This is a genomic window from Lactococcus petauri (genome assembly GCF_023499275.1).
GTDB lineage: Bacteria > Bacillota > Bacilli > Lactobacillales > Streptococcaceae > Lactococcus > Lactococcus petauri.
Genome location: NZ_CP094882.1, coordinates 291212 through 307681 on the forward strand (window position 1 = coordinate 291212; position 16470 = coordinate 307681).

Annotated in this window: 16 protein-coding genes and 1 tRNA gene; all 17 read left to right on the forward strand. The window is 39.2% G+C overall.

Going from position 1 to position 16470, the window contains the following annotated elements; translation table 11 throughout:
- The first annotated feature begins 48 nt into the window (after nt 1-48).
- The 17 genes from lgb_RS01455 (at nt 49) to lgb_RS01535 (ending at nt 16462) form a co-directional block, all read left to right on the forward strand.
- The gene (locus tag lgb_RS01455) at nt 49-462 is read left to right on the forward strand and encodes a universal stress protein (protein WP_019291343.1); all 414 of its coding nucleotides are present in this window, start codon (nt 49-51) and stop codon (nt 460-462) included.
- Between the two features lie 182 nt (nt 463-644).
- The gene (gene mvaD / locus lgb_RS01460) at nt 645-1592 is read left to right on the forward strand and encodes a diphosphomevalonate decarboxylase (protein ID WP_019293866.1); all 948 of its coding nucleotides are present in this window, start codon (nt 645-647) and stop codon (nt 1590-1592) included.
- A complete protein-coding gene (locus lgb_RS01465; protein ID WP_019291340.1) occupies nt 1579-2520 on the forward strand; it encodes a mevalonate kinase family protein in 942 nt (313 codons plus the stop codon). Before mvaD ends, lgb_RS01465 begins: the two co-directional genes overlap by 14 nt.
- The gene (gene fni, locus lgb_RS01470) at nt 2513-3568 is read left to right on the forward strand and encodes a type 2 isopentenyl-diphosphate Delta-isomerase (protein ID WP_019293867.1); all 1056 of its coding nucleotides are present in this window, start codon (nt 2513-2515) and stop codon (nt 3566-3568) included. Before lgb_RS01465 ends, fni begins: the two co-directional genes overlap by 8 nt.
- A 52-nt stretch (nt 3569-3620) precedes the next feature.
- A complete protein-coding gene (locus tag lgb_RS01475; RefSeq protein WP_017369434.1) occupies nt 3621-4229 on the forward strand; it encodes a superoxide dismutase in 609 nt (202 codons plus the stop codon).
- Between the two features lie 119 nt (nt 4230-4348).
- Entirely contained in the window at nt 4349-5689 is a 1341-nt protein-coding gene (locus tag lgb_RS01480) for a DEAD/DEAH box helicase (protein ID WP_019291337.1), read from the forward strand.
- On the forward strand, nt 5689-6273 hold the full coding sequence (locus lgb_RS01485) for a YdcF family protein (protein ID WP_019293868.1): 585 nt from the start codon (nt 5689-5691) through the stop codon (nt 6271-6273). The genes lgb_RS01480 and lgb_RS01485 overlap by 1 nt, the downstream gene beginning before the upstream one ends.
- 19 nt (nt 6274-6292) lie before the next feature.
- Entirely contained in the window at nt 6293-7033 is a 741-nt protein-coding gene (locus lgb_RS01490; protein ID WP_019291335.1) for a MurR/RpiR family transcriptional regulator, read from the forward strand.
- Between the two features lie 214 nt (nt 7034-7247).
- The gene (locus tag lgb_RS01495; RefSeq protein ID WP_019291334.1) at nt 7248-7574 is read left to right on the forward strand and encodes a PTS sugar transporter subunit IIB; all 327 of its coding nucleotides are present in this window, start codon (nt 7248-7250) and stop codon (nt 7572-7574) included.
- Between the two features lie 24 nt (nt 7575-7598).
- The gene (locus tag lgb_RS01500; protein ID WP_019291333.1) at nt 7599-8939 is read left to right on the forward strand and encodes a PTS sugar transporter subunit IIC; all 1341 of its coding nucleotides are present in this window, start codon (nt 7599-7601) and stop codon (nt 8937-8939) included.
- Between the two features lie 200 nt (nt 8940-9139).
- The gene (locus lgb_RS01505) at nt 9140-10642 is read left to right on the forward strand and encodes a 6-phospho-beta-glucosidase (protein ID WP_019293869.1); all 1503 of its coding nucleotides are present in this window, start codon (nt 9140-9142) and stop codon (nt 10640-10642) included.
- Entirely contained in the window at nt 10642-12078 is a 1437-nt protein-coding gene (locus tag lgb_RS01510) for a glycoside hydrolase family 1 protein (protein ID WP_019293870.1), read from the forward strand. The genes lgb_RS01505 and lgb_RS01510 overlap by 1 nt, the downstream gene beginning before the upstream one ends.
- A gap of 91 nt (nt 12079-12169) precedes the next feature.
- A complete protein-coding gene (locus lgb_RS01515; RefSeq protein WP_003133928.1) occupies nt 12170-12490 on the forward strand; it encodes a PTS sugar transporter subunit IIB in 321 nt (106 codons plus the stop codon).
- 34 nt (nt 12491-12524) lie between these two features.
- Nucleotides 12525-12857 (forward strand): PTS lactose/cellobiose transporter subunit IIA, encoded by a 333-nt coding sequence (locus lgb_RS01520; protein ID WP_019293871.1) that lies wholly within the window; start codon nt 12525-12527, stop codon nt 12855-12857.
- 141 nt (nt 12858-12998) lie between these two features.
- A tRNA-Cys gene (locus lgb_RS01525) sits at nt 12999-13069 on the forward strand.
- Nucleotides 13070-13449: 380 nt separating this feature from the next.
- Nucleotides 13450-14580, forward strand: coding sequence for a phage tail tip lysozyme (locus lgb_RS01530; RefSeq protein ID WP_242810649.1), 1131 nt, complete (start codon nt 13450-13452; stop codon nt 14578-14580).
- Between the two features lie 136 nt (nt 14581-14716).
- Nucleotides 14717-16462 carry an ABC transporter ATP-binding protein gene (locus lgb_RS01535; protein ID WP_019293873.1) on the forward strand — a complete coding sequence of 582 codons (1746 nt, stop codon included), beginning with the start codon at nt 14717-14719 and terminating at the stop codon, nt 16460-16462.
- The last annotated feature ends 8 nt before the right edge of the window (nt 16463-16470 follow it).

The window sequence follows — 16470 nt, forward strand, 5'->3', positions numbered from 1 at the left end:
TTTATTATTAGAAAGCATTATAATATAGGCAAGGAAGGAGAAATCTTGATGAATTACAAAAATATTTTGGTTCCCATTGACGGTTCAGACAACTCATACAAAGCACTCCGAGAGGCAATGGAAATCGCTCGTTTAAACGATATAGAACTTTCGGTCCTAACGGTCCAAGATGACGGAAAATTATATGGTCATGCCCTGCCGATTCTTAAGCACAATTATACAAAAGCTTCCGAGATGATCTTGCAAGAAGCAGTAACTATTGTAAAAGACAATGTCAAAGTTCAAACCTTTGTGGTAGTAGGTATTCCTAAGAAGCAAATTGTTGAATTTGCAACGGAGCAGAAGTGTGATCTCATCGTGATGGGAGCCACAGGTTCTAATTACTTTGAGCGTATGACTTTGGGTTCTACAACAGCCTATGTTGTAAACCATGCACCTTGCAATGTTACCGTTGTGAAGTAAGTAGTGTATGGAGCTTCTCTTTTCTTCTTTCAGGAAATATGTATAAAAGTAACCACCTTTTCAGGTGGTTTTTTGTGAGACCTTAACGATATGGAGGAATAAATTTCAAAAACGACAAATGGCTAAATTACGCCACCTTTGTTATAATAGGAGAGATTAATCGACAAGAGGAAAAAATATAAATGAATGAATTTACTGTTAGAGCACATACGAATATTGCCTTGATTAAATATTGGGGGAAGGCGGATGTGGCGCTGAATATTCCTACGACAAGCTCCTTATCAATGACTTTGGATCAATTTTATACAACGACATCTGTTGCTTTTACTGACCAGGATCAACTGATTTTAAATGGGGTGAACACCGATACTACTCGTGTGCATCAATTTTTAGAAATGCTTCGTGCAAAGCATGGTTCTTTTCCAGGTGTTTTAGTCACTTCTGAAAATCATGTGCCAACTGCTGCCGGACTGGCTTCCTCAGCCTCAAGCTTTGCCGCATTGACAGGTGCCATGTTTGGACTCCTCGAATTACCAGCCGATTTGACAGAAATGTCAAGAATTGCACGGCGTGGCTCTGGTTCAGCTTCGCGTTCAGTCTTTGGTAACTTTGCTGTTTGGAACAAGGGTGAAGACGACGTTTCCTCTTATGCTGAGAGCTTTTATGATGAGGATATCCACTTGTCCATGATTGTTGCTGAAATATCAAGTGCCCAAAAGAAAATGTCTTCAACACGGGGGATGCAACTTGCTCAAACTGCTCCGACCTACAGCGCTTGGGTAGAAAAGTCAGCACGTCAGCTTGAAGAAATGAAAAGTGCGATTCGTCAGGCAGATATTGAAAAGATTGGTTTACTCGCAGAAAATAATGCTTTGGGTATGCATGAACAGAATCGCCTCTGTGTGGAACCTTTTGATTACTTTACTGAAGATACTCAACGGATTATTGCCTTTACGCAAGAATGCTATAAAGCAGGACTCTTGGCTTTTGTTACCATCGATGCTGGGCCAAACGTTAAAATTATTACAGACAGAGCGACAGAGAAAGTACTTCTAACAAAACTACGGGAAAATTTTCCAAATATTAATTTTGATATTGCACATGCGGGGGGCGGACTTGAGTACTTATAAAATAGATGTTCCTGCAAAACTTTTTATTGCAGGAGAATATGCGGTTACTCGTCTAGGAGGTTTAGCTCTGGTAACGAGTCTTGAGAGTGATTTCCAAGTGGTTATTTCAGAAGTAGAGGGCCACAGTCTTTTAGAAACGAATGTGGCAATGCCTGCTCATGCCTTCTCAGTAAAGGAAATTAAACCTGAGCAGAGCGGGCCTTGGAATTTTGTCATGACGGCTATCAAGTATATGAGTAAAGAAGTTGAATTGACCCGGGAATTTCACTTGGAAATCAAGAGTGGACTGGGTTTTGGCGAAAACAAGAAGGGTTATGGCTCATCAGCTTGTGTCGTTGTCGGCGTTGTGAATGCACTCAATCTTTTTTTTCAGCTCAATCTTCCCTTGAAAAAACGCTTTGAAATTGCGGCCCAAGCACATTATGATGTGCAAGGGAGCGGTTCTCGTGGCGATGTTGCTGCAATTATGTATGGTGGCAGTATTTTCTATGAAAATCATCAGCGAGTCCTTCCGCTAACGATTCCTTGGCAGCCTTATGTTGTCCAAACTGCTCAATCTGCGAAGACAGTAGAAAAATTGAAACATCAACTTTCTGAGGCATTTTATGTTAAAAGTGATGAACTTGTTATTGAAATAAGTACAGCTATTGATATGCAGGATTTCGCTCTTTTTAAAGAGAAACTCCTCGAAAATCAACTTTTACTTATTGAGCACCAAGCAAAAGGCTATATGACTGATCAACTGGCTTTAGCTCTGAATATTGTGAATAGCCAACCCGAATTTGCTGGAAAGATTTCAGGTGCGGGGTTTGGTGAAAATATTATTCTTTTTGCAGAGCGTGAAGACAAGATAGTCGAGTTAAGGAGCGCTCTTGAAGCAGAAGGAATGAAGCTTGAGAAAATAAGAATAGGAAAACAAAATGAGTAAAGAAATCCACGGACATCGGAAGGATGAACACTTATCACTTGGCTTAAAGTACTGGCGCGAAGGCCGAAATCGCTCAGAGTTTTCTGCTGCATTACGGGTTGTTCCCAATGGCTTGCCAGAAATTTCTACACAAGAAGTTGACTTATCGGTTACTCTTTTGGAACATAAGTTTGATTTTCCTTTTTACATAGAAGCGATGACTGGGGGATCTAAAAAAGGTGATAAGGTTAATTTAGAGTTAGCGGAGATTGCGGCCCACCATCATATAGCAATGGCCGTCGGCTCGCAGTCGATTGCTTTGAAATATCCCGAATTGGCGGAAGGTTTCCGTCAAGTGCGTCAACATAATCCAAAGGGTTTCATTTTTGCAAATATGGGAGCAGGTCACTCTTTAGAAAATGCACAAAAGGCTGTCGAAATGCTCTCTGCTGATGCTTTAGAAATTCATATTAATACCGGACAAGAGTTGGTCATGAAGGATAGTGAAGGGGATCGTTCTTTTTACTGGCTTGAAAATATTAATCGTATCGCTGAAAATTTAGATGTTCCTGTTGTAGTCAAAGAAGTCGGCTTTGGTATGAGTCAAAAAATGTTTAAACAGCTTAGCCAAACAGCCATCGCTGGCATTAATGTTGGCGGTAAAGGTGGCACAAATTTTGCATGGATTGAGAGTGGACGGGGGCACAGCACCTTAAACTTAAATGATTATGGCTTTACAGGACCCGAGAGCCTCATTGAAGCTCAATTGGCGCAAAATACTAAACCTCTGATTGCTACGGGAGGTATTGCATCAGCTACAGATATCTTGCATGCTCAACTTTTGGGTGCGCCTTTAGCCAGCTCGGCGGGGCATGTTTTATCCATCCTACATACCCAAGGACCTCAAGCCTTGGATGAAATGTTTAGCCACTGGAAAGATGATTTAACAAAGCTCTATACTTTGGTTGGTGCACGGGAGTATGATGATTTAACAGGGGTTGAATTTATCTATGACCGAGATTTGAAGTATTTTCGTGAAGAACGAAAAGATAAGCAGATAATTTTGTAAACGGTTCTTATTTCTTTATAATAATAGTATATTAAAATTTAAGGAGAATACTATGGCTTATACACTTCCAGAATTACCTTATGCATACGACGCTTTGGAACCTTTCTTTGATGAAGAAACAATGCATTTGCACCATGATAAACATCACCAAACCTATGTAAATAATCTTAATGCAGCGATTGAAAAACACCCAGAATTCTTTGATAAAACTGTTGAAGAATTAGTGGCTTATTTGGACCGTTTGCCAGAAGATATCCGCGTTGCGGTACGTAACAACGGTGGCGGACATTTGAACCACACAATGTTCTGGGAATGGCTTGCTCCAAACGCAGGTGGTGCACCAACAGGTGACATCGCTGCAGCCATCGATGAAGCTTTTGGTTCATTTGACGACTTCAAAGCTGAGTTTAAAGCAGCTGCTACAGGACGTTTTGGTTCAGGTTGGGCTTGGTTAGTTCTCGATTACGGTAAACTTAAAGTTGTTTCTACAGCCAACCAAGATAACCCAATTTCTGATGGACAAATTCCAGTACTTGGTCTTGACGTTTGGGAACATGCTTATTATTTGAAATATCGCAATGTTCGTCCAGATTACATCGAAGCTTTCTTTAGCTTGATTAACTGGGATAAAGTAAACGAACTTTACGCTAAAGCTAAATAACATAAAAAAAGAGCACCTTGGAGGTGCTTTTTTTGCTTTTCTGCTTTTTTCAATAAGAATTGGAATTAAAAAGGCGAACCCTGTTTTATAAATGCACTATTCATGCTATAATAGGAGCTATGAAATTTACAGAATTTAACTTTAAGAATTATATCAATGAAACGCTTGAGGCAATCAAGTTCGTTTCGCCAACCCCCGTTCAGGAAAAACTGATTCCTGTCGTATTATCAGGCCGTGATTTGGTAGGGGAATCAAAAACAGGTTCAGGAAAGACACATACTTTCTTGCTCCCTATTTTCCAACAATTGAACACAGAGCTTGATGAAGTCCAAGCCGTAATCACTGCACCATCTCGTGAGCTTGCCACACAGATTTATCATGCAGCTCAAGAATTTGTTAAATTTAATGATGCAATCCGCGTGGTCAACTATGTGGGTGGAACAGATAAAGCGCGTCAAATTAAGAAACTTGAGTCTTCACAACCTCATATCGTGATTGGGACACCAGGGCGTATCCAAGATTTACTTAAATCGGGAGCTTTGATTATTCATACGGCATCCATTTTTGTTGTAGATGAAGCGGACATGACTTTGGATATGGGCTTCTTGACAGATGTGGATAAAATTGCAGCCAGCTTTGGTAAAAAAGTACAGATGTTGGTCTTCTCTGCAACTATTCCACAAAAGTTACAGCCTTTCCTTAAAAAATATTTGAATAATCCTGTCATGGAAAAAATTGCGAATAAGACTGTGATTTCAGACACGATTGAAAACTGGCTGATCTCAACTAAAGGCGCATCACATAACCAAATTTTACTGCAACTTTCGAAGGCAACCAATCCTTATATGGCAATGATTTTTGCCAATACAAAGGGACGCGTTGATGATATTCATCATTTCTTAGTCAACAATGGTGTCAAAGCAGCGAAAATTCATGGTGATATCCCACCACGTGAACGGAAACGTATCATGGCAAGCATCAAGAACTTAGATTATCAGTTTGTTGTAGCAACGGATATTGCAGCACGTGGGATTGATATCGAAGGTGTAAGTCATGTTATCAATGATGAACTTCCTCGTGATCTTTCCTTCTTTGTACACCGTGTAGGACGCTCAGGACGTAATGGTTTGTCGGGAACGGCGATTACACTTTACAGTCCTTCTGATGATTCAGCCATTCGTGAAATTGAAAAAATGGGTGTAACATTCCAACCTAAAGCTGTGAAAAATGGTGAGATTGTTGATTCTTATGATCGTGATCGCCGTGAAAAACGTACAGCCAAGACTGGAGAGTTGTCTAACAAAATGCGTGGTCAGTTGGCTAAGAGTAAGAAAAAAGTCAAACCAGGCTATAAACGTGCCTTGAAATGGGCGATTGAAGAAGAAAATACGAAAAAACGTCGTGCAGAGCACAATAAAAATGCACGTAAGCAACGTGAAGCCCGCAAACAAAAATTCTAATGAAAAAATTCTTTCGAGTTTTAGGGTTAATCTTTGCTTTGGGAACGGCCTATGGCCTTTTCTGTTTCTTTTTGATACGGAGTGATGTCGCTCATCAAGGAGATACAGCACAAGATTTTAAGACGATACTAGTTTTAGGCAGTAAGATTGAGCCAGATGGTCAGCCTGCATCTACTACGAAGAGCCGTCTTGATACTGCTTTAACACTTGCTAAGAGCAATCCTCAAGCTAGAGTTATTGTCACAGGTTATCGAAGTTCCGCTTCTCCTGTATCTGAAGCTGAGGGAATGGCCACATACCTCAAAGCACATGGTTTAAACTCTAGCCGAATCATTGAAGAAAAGAAAGCGCGAAATACTGTCGAGAATTTCGCGCTTTCTCAAAAGTATGTGCAAGGGAAGACACTACTTGTGACGAGCGACTTTCATCTTTATCGTAGCCTTTATTTGGCTTCCAAATTAGGCTATAAAAATGTGCAAGGTTATGCAGCGGAAAGTAAAACCCCTGCTTGGCAGACTATGAGCAATTACGCTAGAGAGTGTTTAGCTCTGGGTTACTATTTGATCAAATATACACTATTTTAAGCTAGATAAAGGAGTTTTTATGTTTCAACCTGAACAAATAAGCAAGCTTAATGAGCTCGAAACCTTGGTCCTTGATTTTATCATCAAATCTCCAGATAAGGTTCAAAAAGCAACGATTCGGAGCTTAGCTAGCCAGCTTCATGTTTCTACTACAACAATCGTAAGAATGAGTACAAAGTTGGGCTTTAATGGTTGGGCAGAATTAAAATTTTTTCTAAAAAATCAAAGCAAACCTAAAACGGCGGAAGAGCAGCATTATGACAATATGCTAGAATTTGATATGTTTTTACGCCGTATGAATTCTGAAAGTTATCAAAAGCGACTGACTGAAGCTGCCAAGATGATTGCTAAAGCAGATTATACCGTTTTTATGGGAATTGGGAACTCAGGTTCTTTAGCTGATTATGCATGTAAATACTTTGTGAATGCAGGTTTACGTGCCTTTGTTATTAATGATCCTTTCCAAGCTATCCAAATCAATGGCACAGGTAATGTCATTGCATTGATTTTATCGGCCTCAGGAGAAACGATTCAAATCATTAATAAGGAGTTGGAATTCAAACAAGAAGGCGCACAAATTATTTCATTGACAAATAATGAAGACAGTACAGTTGGCCGGCTGGCTGACTTGCAACTCTTTTACAATCTCACGCCGGAATGGTCTAAACTTTATCCGCTAGGAAATTTAACGACACAACTTCCTGTTGTTGCAGTTCTTGAAGTTCTGGCTCATAAAACGCTCCATTTTTTAGAGGAATAGTGTTCGATTTGTTCCAAAATGCGAAACATGTTTTAAAAAACTTGCAATTTTTGCAAGTTTTTTTGTATTTATTGCAAAAAATTAAGCCACAAATCCTTAATTTAAACCATTTTCTCTTTGTTTCAATACAGGAAAGGTGTTTCATATTATCGTTTGAAAGCCTTTTCAGAAAACGCTATAATATTCTTGAGCTCAAAAGAATAAGGAGAAAAAAATGGCAGAAAAGGTTATTGCACTGGCATGTGCAGCAGGTATGTCAACATCATTGCTGGTAACGAAGATGCAACAAGCAGCAAAAGAAGCTGGAAAAGATTATGAAATTTTTGCTAAGTCAGTAGCAGAGATCGATAATATGTTAGCAGGCTCTGGTTCGAACAAACCAGATGTGCTCTTATTAGGTCCTCAAGTTTCTTATATGAAAGCAGAAGTTACTAAGAAAGCGAATGCTGCAGGAGTTCCTTGTGATGTGATTAAGATGCAAGACTATGGCATGATGAATGGCAAAAATGTAGTTGCAGCTGCAGATGCCCTAATGAATTAAAAATAAAATTTTTGGAGTAAAAATATGAATAAATTTATCAACGAGAAATTAATGCCTCCGATGATGAAATTTTTGAACACAAAAGCCGTTACAGCAATTAAAAACGGTATGTTGTATCCAATACCTTTCATTATTATTGGAGCAATCTTCCTCATCTTAGCAAACTTCCCTCAACAAAATGTTGCGGACTGGATTGCACAAATTGGTTGGGCCCCTATTTTTAATCAAGCCTATGCTGCTTCATTTGGTATTATGGCCCTCTTTGCAGCTTTTGGTATTGCTTATTCTTGGGTGAAGAGCGAAGGCTATGAAGGCGCCTCTGCTGGTTTGACTTCTATTATTGTCATGGTTATGCTTCAACCAAGCACTATTTCAACAGTGACTAAAATTGCTGATGGTTCTGCTGTCGTGGGAGAGTATCAAGTAAGTGGTGTTATCGATGCAGCTTGGCTTGGTGGGAAAGGAATGATTCTTGCTATGCTTGCTGGTTTATTGGTCGGTTGGTCTTACTCATGGTTCATGAAAAAAGATATCCGTATCAAACTTCCTGAACAAGTGCCTGCAAATGTATCAGATTCCTTTGGTGCTCTAGTGCCAGCTTTCGTTATTACTTTTGTAGCAATGCTTATCTATGCCCTATCTGTATTGACAACGGATCAAACACCGATTGAATGGATTTATACTTTAATTCAAACACCTTTGCAACATGCTACAGACGGCCCACTTGGTGTCTTCTTAATTGCATTCTTACCTGTATTTATCTGGTGGTTTGGGGTACATGGTGCCACAGTTATTGGCGGTATCATGACACCGTTGCTCTTGGCTAACAATGCCGATAACCTCAAATTGTTCCAAGAGGGTAACTTATCACTTGATCATGGGGCACATATTGTTACGCAAGCCTTTATGGATCAGTTTATTACGGTTACAGGTTCAGGAATGACTTTCGGTTTCGTTATCTTTATGATTTACCGTGCGCGTTCTGTTCAAATGAAAACCATTGGTAAATTAACATTAGCACCAGCCTTCTTCAATATCAATGAGCCTGTACTCTTTGGTATGCCGATTGTCTTAAACCCAATCTTGGCTTTCCCATTCTTGATTGCTCCTCTCGTTTCAGGATTTGGAACTTATGCAGCTATTGCGCTGGGAATTATCCCACCGTTTAATGGTATCTTCGTCCCATGGACAACACCGCCAATCCTTTCAGGTTTGATTGTCGGAGGTTGGCAAGGTGCAGCATGGCAAGCCTTGATGATTTTTGTGACAGGTGCCATATACTGGCCATTTGCTAAAAAATATGATGCGATTCTTGTACAACAAGAAAAAGAAGCATATGAAGCAGAGCAAGCTGAACAAGCATAACTGTGAGATGAGATTAAGCATTGACTTAATCTCTCTTCTATAAATGTAAACTCATCAAGAGCTGGGAGAGTTTACATTTATAGAGGGGAACTGAGCGTCTAAAAAAGGGGAGGATGTTAAGAACTGAAGTATACGCAAGTTCAAACCTTGTAAAAGATTTAAAGTTAAATCAACAGAATTAGAGGAAAGAGAGAAGAAAAATGACTTTAAGAAAAGATTTCCTATGGGGCGGTGCAGTTGCTGCTCATCAACTTGAAGGCGGCTGGAATGCAGGAGGCAAAGGGGTTTCTGTGGCTGACGTTATGACTGCTGGAGCAAATGGTGTTGAGCGCCGAATTACAGATGGTGTCTTACCTGGTGAAAATTATCCTAACCATGAAGCCATTGACTTCTACCATCGCTATAAAGATGATGTCAGACTTTTTGCAGAGTTAGGTGTGAACTGTTTCCGTACATCCATTGCTTGGACACGTATTTTTCCAAATGGAGATGAAAGTGAGCCTAATGAAGAAGGTCTTCAATTTTACGATGATTTGTTTGATGAATGTTTGAAAAACGGTATTGAGCCAGTCATCACGCTTTCCCACTTTGAAATGCCTTATCACTTGGTTACCGAGTATGGTGGCTGGCGTAATCGCCGCTTGATTGACTTTTTTGTAAGATTTGCTGAAGTAGTAATGACCCGCTATAAAGATAAAGTTAAATACTGGATGACATTTAACGAGATAAATAATCAAGCAAATTTTGATCTGGATTTTGCACCCTTCACTAACTCTGGTTTGAAGTTCGTGGAAGGCGAGAACCGTGAAAAGATTATGTACCAAGCAGCCCACTATGAATTAGTGGCTTCTGCTAAAGTTGTAGATCTAGGACATAAGATTAACCCTGATTTCCAAATTGGTTGCATGATTGCGATGTGTCCTATTTATCCTGCAACATGTAAACCCGAAGATATGATGGCAGCACAGGTTGCCATGCAACGGCGTTTATGGTTTACCGATGTCCATGCGCGTGGTCACTATCCAAGCTATATGCTCAAATATTTTGAACGTAAAGCCTTTGATTTGGACATTACTCCTGAAGATATTGAAGATTTATCCAAAGGTGAAGTAGATTATATCGGCTTTAGTTATTATATGAGTTTTGCTATTAAAGATCAGGCTGAAAAGATTGATCCAAGTCTTAAGCTAAATTATATGCCAAGTACAGCTGAAAAAATGGAGAATCAAGAGCATCTGGGAGCGCCAACTTTTGATTACATCGAAAACCGAGATTTGGTAAAAAATCAATATGTCGAAGCATCAGAATGGGGTTGGCAAATTGATCCATTAGGTCTGCGTTATAGCATGAATTGGTTCAATGAGCGTTATGAAAAACCACTCTTTATTGTAGAAAATGGTTTTGGTGCTGTGGATAAAGTAGAAGAAGATGGTAGCATTCATGATCCATACCGTGTGGAATATCTAAAAGCACATATTGAAGCAATGAAAGATGCTGTCGAATACGATGGGGTAGACTTAATGGGTTATACACCATGGGGCTTTATTGATCTTGTTTCTGCAGGAACTGGGGAGATGAAAAAACGCTATGGTTTTATCTATGTAGATAAAGACAATGAAGGAAATGGCAGCTTGGAACGCTCGAAGAAAGATTCCTTTGAGTGGTACAGTCAAGTTATAGCCTCAAATGGAGAAAAATTATAATGGAACATACAAAACTAAAAGCTTTCCCCGATAACTTTTTATGGGGCTCGGCTTCGGCAGCTTATCAGGTTGAAGGTGCGCATGACGAAGACGGAAAAGGTCCATCAGTTTGGGATAATTTTGTCCGCATACCAGGAAAAACTTTTAAGGAGACAACAGGAGACATTGCTGTTGATCACTACCATCGCTACAAAGAAGATGTAGCACTTATGGCTGAAATGGGATTAAAATCCTATCGTTTTTCGATTGCTTGGACACGTATTTTTCCTGAAGGTCGGGGCGAAATTAATCAACAAGGCTTACAATTTTATATGGATTTGGTTGATGAATTGATTGCTAATCATATCGAACCTGTAGTTACGCTCTATCATTGGGATTTACCGCAAGCTCTTGAAGAAGAATATCAAGGTTGGGAAAGTCGCCAGATTATTGAGGATTTTGTGCATTATGCGCAAACACTATTTACAGCTTTTAAAGGAAAAGTGAAGTATTGGGTATCCTTGAATGAACAAAACATCTTTACACAACATGGTTGGATATTGGCAACACATCCACCAGGAAAAGTCGATATGAAGCTGTTTTATCAAGTCAATCACCATGCAAATTTGGCTAATGCAGCTGTAATCAATGCTTTTCATGAAATGGATATGCCCGGTCAAATCGGTCCTTCCTTTGCTTATACACCAAACTACGCGATCAATTCCAATCCCCTTAATGTCTTGGCAGCTGAAAACGCAGAGGAAATGTTTGCTCATTTTTGGATGGATGTCTATTGCTATGGCGAATATCCTATTGTGGCTTTGAATTATCTTAAAGAAAATGATCTGATGTTTGAAACCGAAGAGGGTGATTTTGAACTCTTAAAATCAGCCCGACCAGACTTTTTAGGGATTAATTATTATCAAACTGCTGCCAATGCTTGGAATCCGCGCGAAGGTGGAGTCACACTTGGTAAAATGAATACTACCGGAGTTAAGGGCTCAGGAGGCGACCAAGGCATTCCGGGCTTGTACAAACGTGTAACTAATCCTGCTGTTGAACGTACAAACTGGGATTGGGAAATTGATCCAATGGGATTGCGTATCGCCTTACGTCGAATTACCAGTCGCTACCGCATACCTGTGATGATTACCGAAAATGGTCTAGGAGAGTATGACAAGCTTGAGGCAGGGCAAATTCACGATGATTACCGCATTAGATATCTGGAAAGTCATGTTAAAGCTATAAAAGAAGCCTTAACCGATGGTGTTCAAGTGATTGGCTATCATACATGGTCTTACACTGACTTACTCAGTTGGTTGAACGGTTATCAGAAGCGCTATGGCTTTGTCTACGTGGATCAGGACGAAAGTATGGAAGGAAGTCTCAAGCGAATACCCAAGGATTCTTACTATTGGTATCAAGCGCTCATTAAAGAGAATGGGGATAGTATCTAAAGTCGTTCTCTGTCAGTATGAAAACACTTGCAAAAAATCAATGAAAGCGGTATACTTAAGACTATAAAAAGAAAAAGAAGGAAAAATAATTATGGCTGATAAAATAATCGCTTTAGCTTGCGCAGCAGGCATGTCAACATCACTTTTAGTTTCTAAAATGCAAAAAGCAGCAGCAGATAAAGGATTGGACTACGAAATTTTCGCAAAATCAACAGCAGACATCGATAACATGCTTGCTGCTACCCCTAAACCTGATGTCCTTCTCTTAGGCCCTCAAGTAGGCTTCATGAAGGCAGAGGTACAAAAGAAAGCACAAGCTGCTGATGTACCAATGGATGTGATAAAAATGCAAGACTACGGTATGATGCGTGGCGATAAAGTCCTTGAAGCAGCAGAAGCTTTAATGAAGTAAAAGAACTCAAGACGACGAAATAAAAGGGGATGTAATGAACGAAGAAAGAATGGAAATTGTGATGGGAATCATCATGCATGGTGGAAATGCCAAAGGTTTAGCCTTTCAAGCAATCCAACAAGCAAAAGAAGGAGATTTTGAAGCAGCAGAAAAATCACTTCAGGAGTCGAACCAAGAGTTGCTCCAAGCCCATGATGTTCAAACAGATATGCTGACAAAAGAAGCACAAGGTATTCATACAGAAATCGATCTCTATATGGTACATGCGCAAGACCATCTGATGAACGCAATTACCTTCAAAGATTTGGCTACAGAAATTATTAGCCAGGAAAAACGTATTCAAGCTTTAGAAAAAGCGGCAAATTAATATTGATAACACTTTGAGAAAAAAGAAAAGTTCTAAGAGAAATTGCTTAGGGCTTTTTCTTAACCCTTGAGGGGTGAAATCTGAGAAGCTGTAAAAGTTCTTGCTTTTATCCTTAAATTTCGATATAATGGTTAATGTTGTGGCGGCATAGCCAAGTGGTAAGGCATGGCTCTGCAAAAGCTTGATCGTCGGTTCAAATCCGTCTGCCGCCTTTCGCAATAGATTGTATAATATAAAAAACTGCTGAATTCAGCAGTTTTTTTGTTTTTACCTGAAACAATTTAAAATTAGGGCTTACAATTATAAATGTGATCAGCGATAAAGCAAAACTTGGTCGCCATCTTCAAGCAGAAAAATTAGCTTTATAGAGATCGGTTTTCCAACCTGGAATAAATGAAAATTCGGTCATATAATTAAATCAGGCTTCAAAATGGCAAGTCCATAAGAGACTGTTGGTTCGATTCCAACTTGAAGTCATTCCTAAAAAATGCAGCTGTATGTTAGGTAGAACAATCGGTAAGTCGACGGGTTTATTAGAATTGTATAAAAAAAGGAGGAAAATAAACTGGGACAACAAGAAACAGCAAAACAAATCTGGGACTATCTTACGTCACGCGGATGGACAAAACAGTCAGTATCAGCTCTCCTAGGTAATATGCAGAGTGAGAGCGGTATTATTGCCGATCGCTGGGAAAGTGATAGAGTTGGTAATATGAATGGTGGTTATGGTCTTGTTCAATGGACACCAGCGACAAAATATATTGACTGGGCAAAATCAAATGGTTTAGCTTATCAAGATGTTTTCTCTCAATGCAAGCGTATTGAGTGGGAAGTTGCAAACAATCAACAGTTTTATCACCCAAGTATGACTTTTGCACAATTTACTAAGAGTACGGCATCTCCTGAAACATTGGCGGATATTTTTATTCGATATTATGAACGGCCGTTAAATCCAAATCAACCTGCTCGAGGTACACAGGCACGTTATTGGTATAACCTTTTCCAAGGTTCAACTCCAAGTAATCGTAGAAAAGTAGTTGATTGGTTCAATACACATCGTAATCAAATTACCTACTCCATGACAGGCTCTCGTATTGGTACAGATGGAACAGCAGACTGTTCGGGCAGTATTGTTATAGCCCTTAAAGAAGCGACAGGAGTTGCTTATGATTATGTTTATAATACCGTAACCTTAGGTGGTTATCTCTCAAAATGTGGCTATACGAGAATTCTAACAGGAAATATGTCAGGTTCTAATCTGAATCAAATGCAGGATGAAGATATTATTCTACTATCTGCTGGAAATTCAATGGCGGAATCAGGAGGCGCAGGAGGCCATACAGGTGTAATTACTGGAGGTGGCAAAATTATTACCTCGACTTGCTATTATACTAATGGTCAAGCTAATACAGCAATACAAGATTTACCAATTAATAGTACATATTTAAGTAGCAACAGTTTTAAGTACTATGAAGTATGGCGCAAAGCCGGTGAATCAGAAATAGATGAAGGAGAAATTGAAATGATTTTATATAAAGTAAACGACAAAAATTCTAAAATGAATGGTTCAATCTGGATGTTCAATGGTGAACAACTCACACGCTTAGATGGTGTATCAGCAGCGAAGTTTGCAAAAAACTTTAAGACTACAGATGTCAATCAAGCCGAAATGAGTTCATTTAAAAATATTGGATTCCGTACTGTAGGTGAATTTAAATATTAAAAATTATTCCAACCTTATGGGTTGGTTTTTTATCCCAAAATAATTAGTTTTATTGTTGACAAAACTAATTAAAAGTTTTATAATCGATTTTGTTAGTTTGGTTAAAATAAAAACTAATTAATTAAAGGAGATAAAAATGGAAAAAGAAATAAAAGCCAATAAAATAAAAAGTAAGGATTTTTTGAAACTCATTGCCAAGAGTAAACCAAAATACTCCTATTTTGCCATTGGGATGTTGTCAGGGATTGTGGGAGCGGTACTACAGCTTATTGTACCTCAAATGATACAGCCACTTATTTCAGGATTTGCACAAGGGATTAATTATGGTCTTTTAGGAAATGTAGTTCTGGTTTACATCCTTTCGGCCTTACTTGGTGCAATTGGCGCCTCAGTGCTTGGATTTTTTGGAGAAAATGTAGTAAAAAGATTACGTTTAACAGTGTGGAATAAGATGGTTCACCTACCTGTAAAGTACTTTGATGAAGTCAAAACAGGAGAAATTGGAAGCCGCTTGGTCAACGATACAACACAAGTGAAAGATCTTTTAGCTAATACTGTACCTCAAACCTTAACAAGCCTTTTGCTTCTTGTGGGTTCAATTTTTATGATGTTTCGTATGGATTGGCAGATGACTGTAGCAATGGTGATAGCTGTTCCTATTGCGACATTGATTATTATGCCCTTGGCCACTTTTGGCCGAAAATTTGGAATCCAGCGTCAAGATGCTCTTGCAGGGTTTTCTGGCACAGCAAGTGAAGTGCTTAGCGAAATTCGTTTGGTCAAATCTTCCAATGCGGAGGTACAAGCGACACATTCAGCTGAAAAAAACATCAATAAGCTTTATAAAATCGGGCTTCGTGAAGCAATTTTTGATGGTTCCATGCAACCAATTATGATGTTGTTAATGATGTCAACAATCTTTGGATTGCTGCTTTATGGAATTCATCGTGTTGCCGTAGGAGCAATGACGATGGCCACTTTGATGAGCTTCTTGATGTATCTTATGAACATGATTGGTTCTGTTCCTACTCTAGCACTTTTCTTTACCGCAAGTTCTAAAGCCTCAGGAGCCACAGCCCGTCTGAATGAAGTTTTAGAAGAAGAACAAGAGCAGTTAAGTCTTGGAGAAAACCTAGATATTGAAGGCCAAGTTTTACGTGCAGAAAATATTAGTTTTTCATATGATGACTCTGAAGAAATATTGAAAAATATTACTTTCGAAGCGAAACCAAATACTATTGTTGCCTTTGCAGGTCCTTCTGGGGGCGGAAAATCAACTATTTTCTCTATTTTGGAACGCTTCTACAAACCAACAGGAGGAAAACTAACAATGGGGAATCATGATATTGAAAACTTAGCCCTCAAAGATTGGCGTAGCCAAATTGGGTTTGTTTCACAAGATTCAGCGATTATGGCAGGAACAATTCGTGACAACTTGACTTATGGTTTAGACGGTACATACAGTGATGCACAATTATGGGAAGTGCTAGACTTAGCCTTTGCACGCGGTTTTGTCGAAAATATGCCCGACCAATTGGACACACAAGTAGGGGAACGTGGAGTGAAGATATCAGGTGGGCAACGTCAGCGTTTAGCTATTGCACGTGCCTTCTTGCGTAATCCGAAAATTCTCATGCTCGATGAAGCCACAGCTAGTCTAGATTCAGAGTCAGAAGCAATGGTTCAAAAAGCTTTGGATAGCCTGATGAAAGGTAGAACAACATTAGTCATTGCTCATCGTTTATCCACAATTGTTGATGCAGATAACATTTACTTTATTGAAAAGGGAGCAATTACAGGAGCAGGTAAACACAGTAATCTTGTAAAATCACACCCACTTTATGCACAGTATGTTCAAGAACAACTGACCGTTGCATCATAAATAAAAAA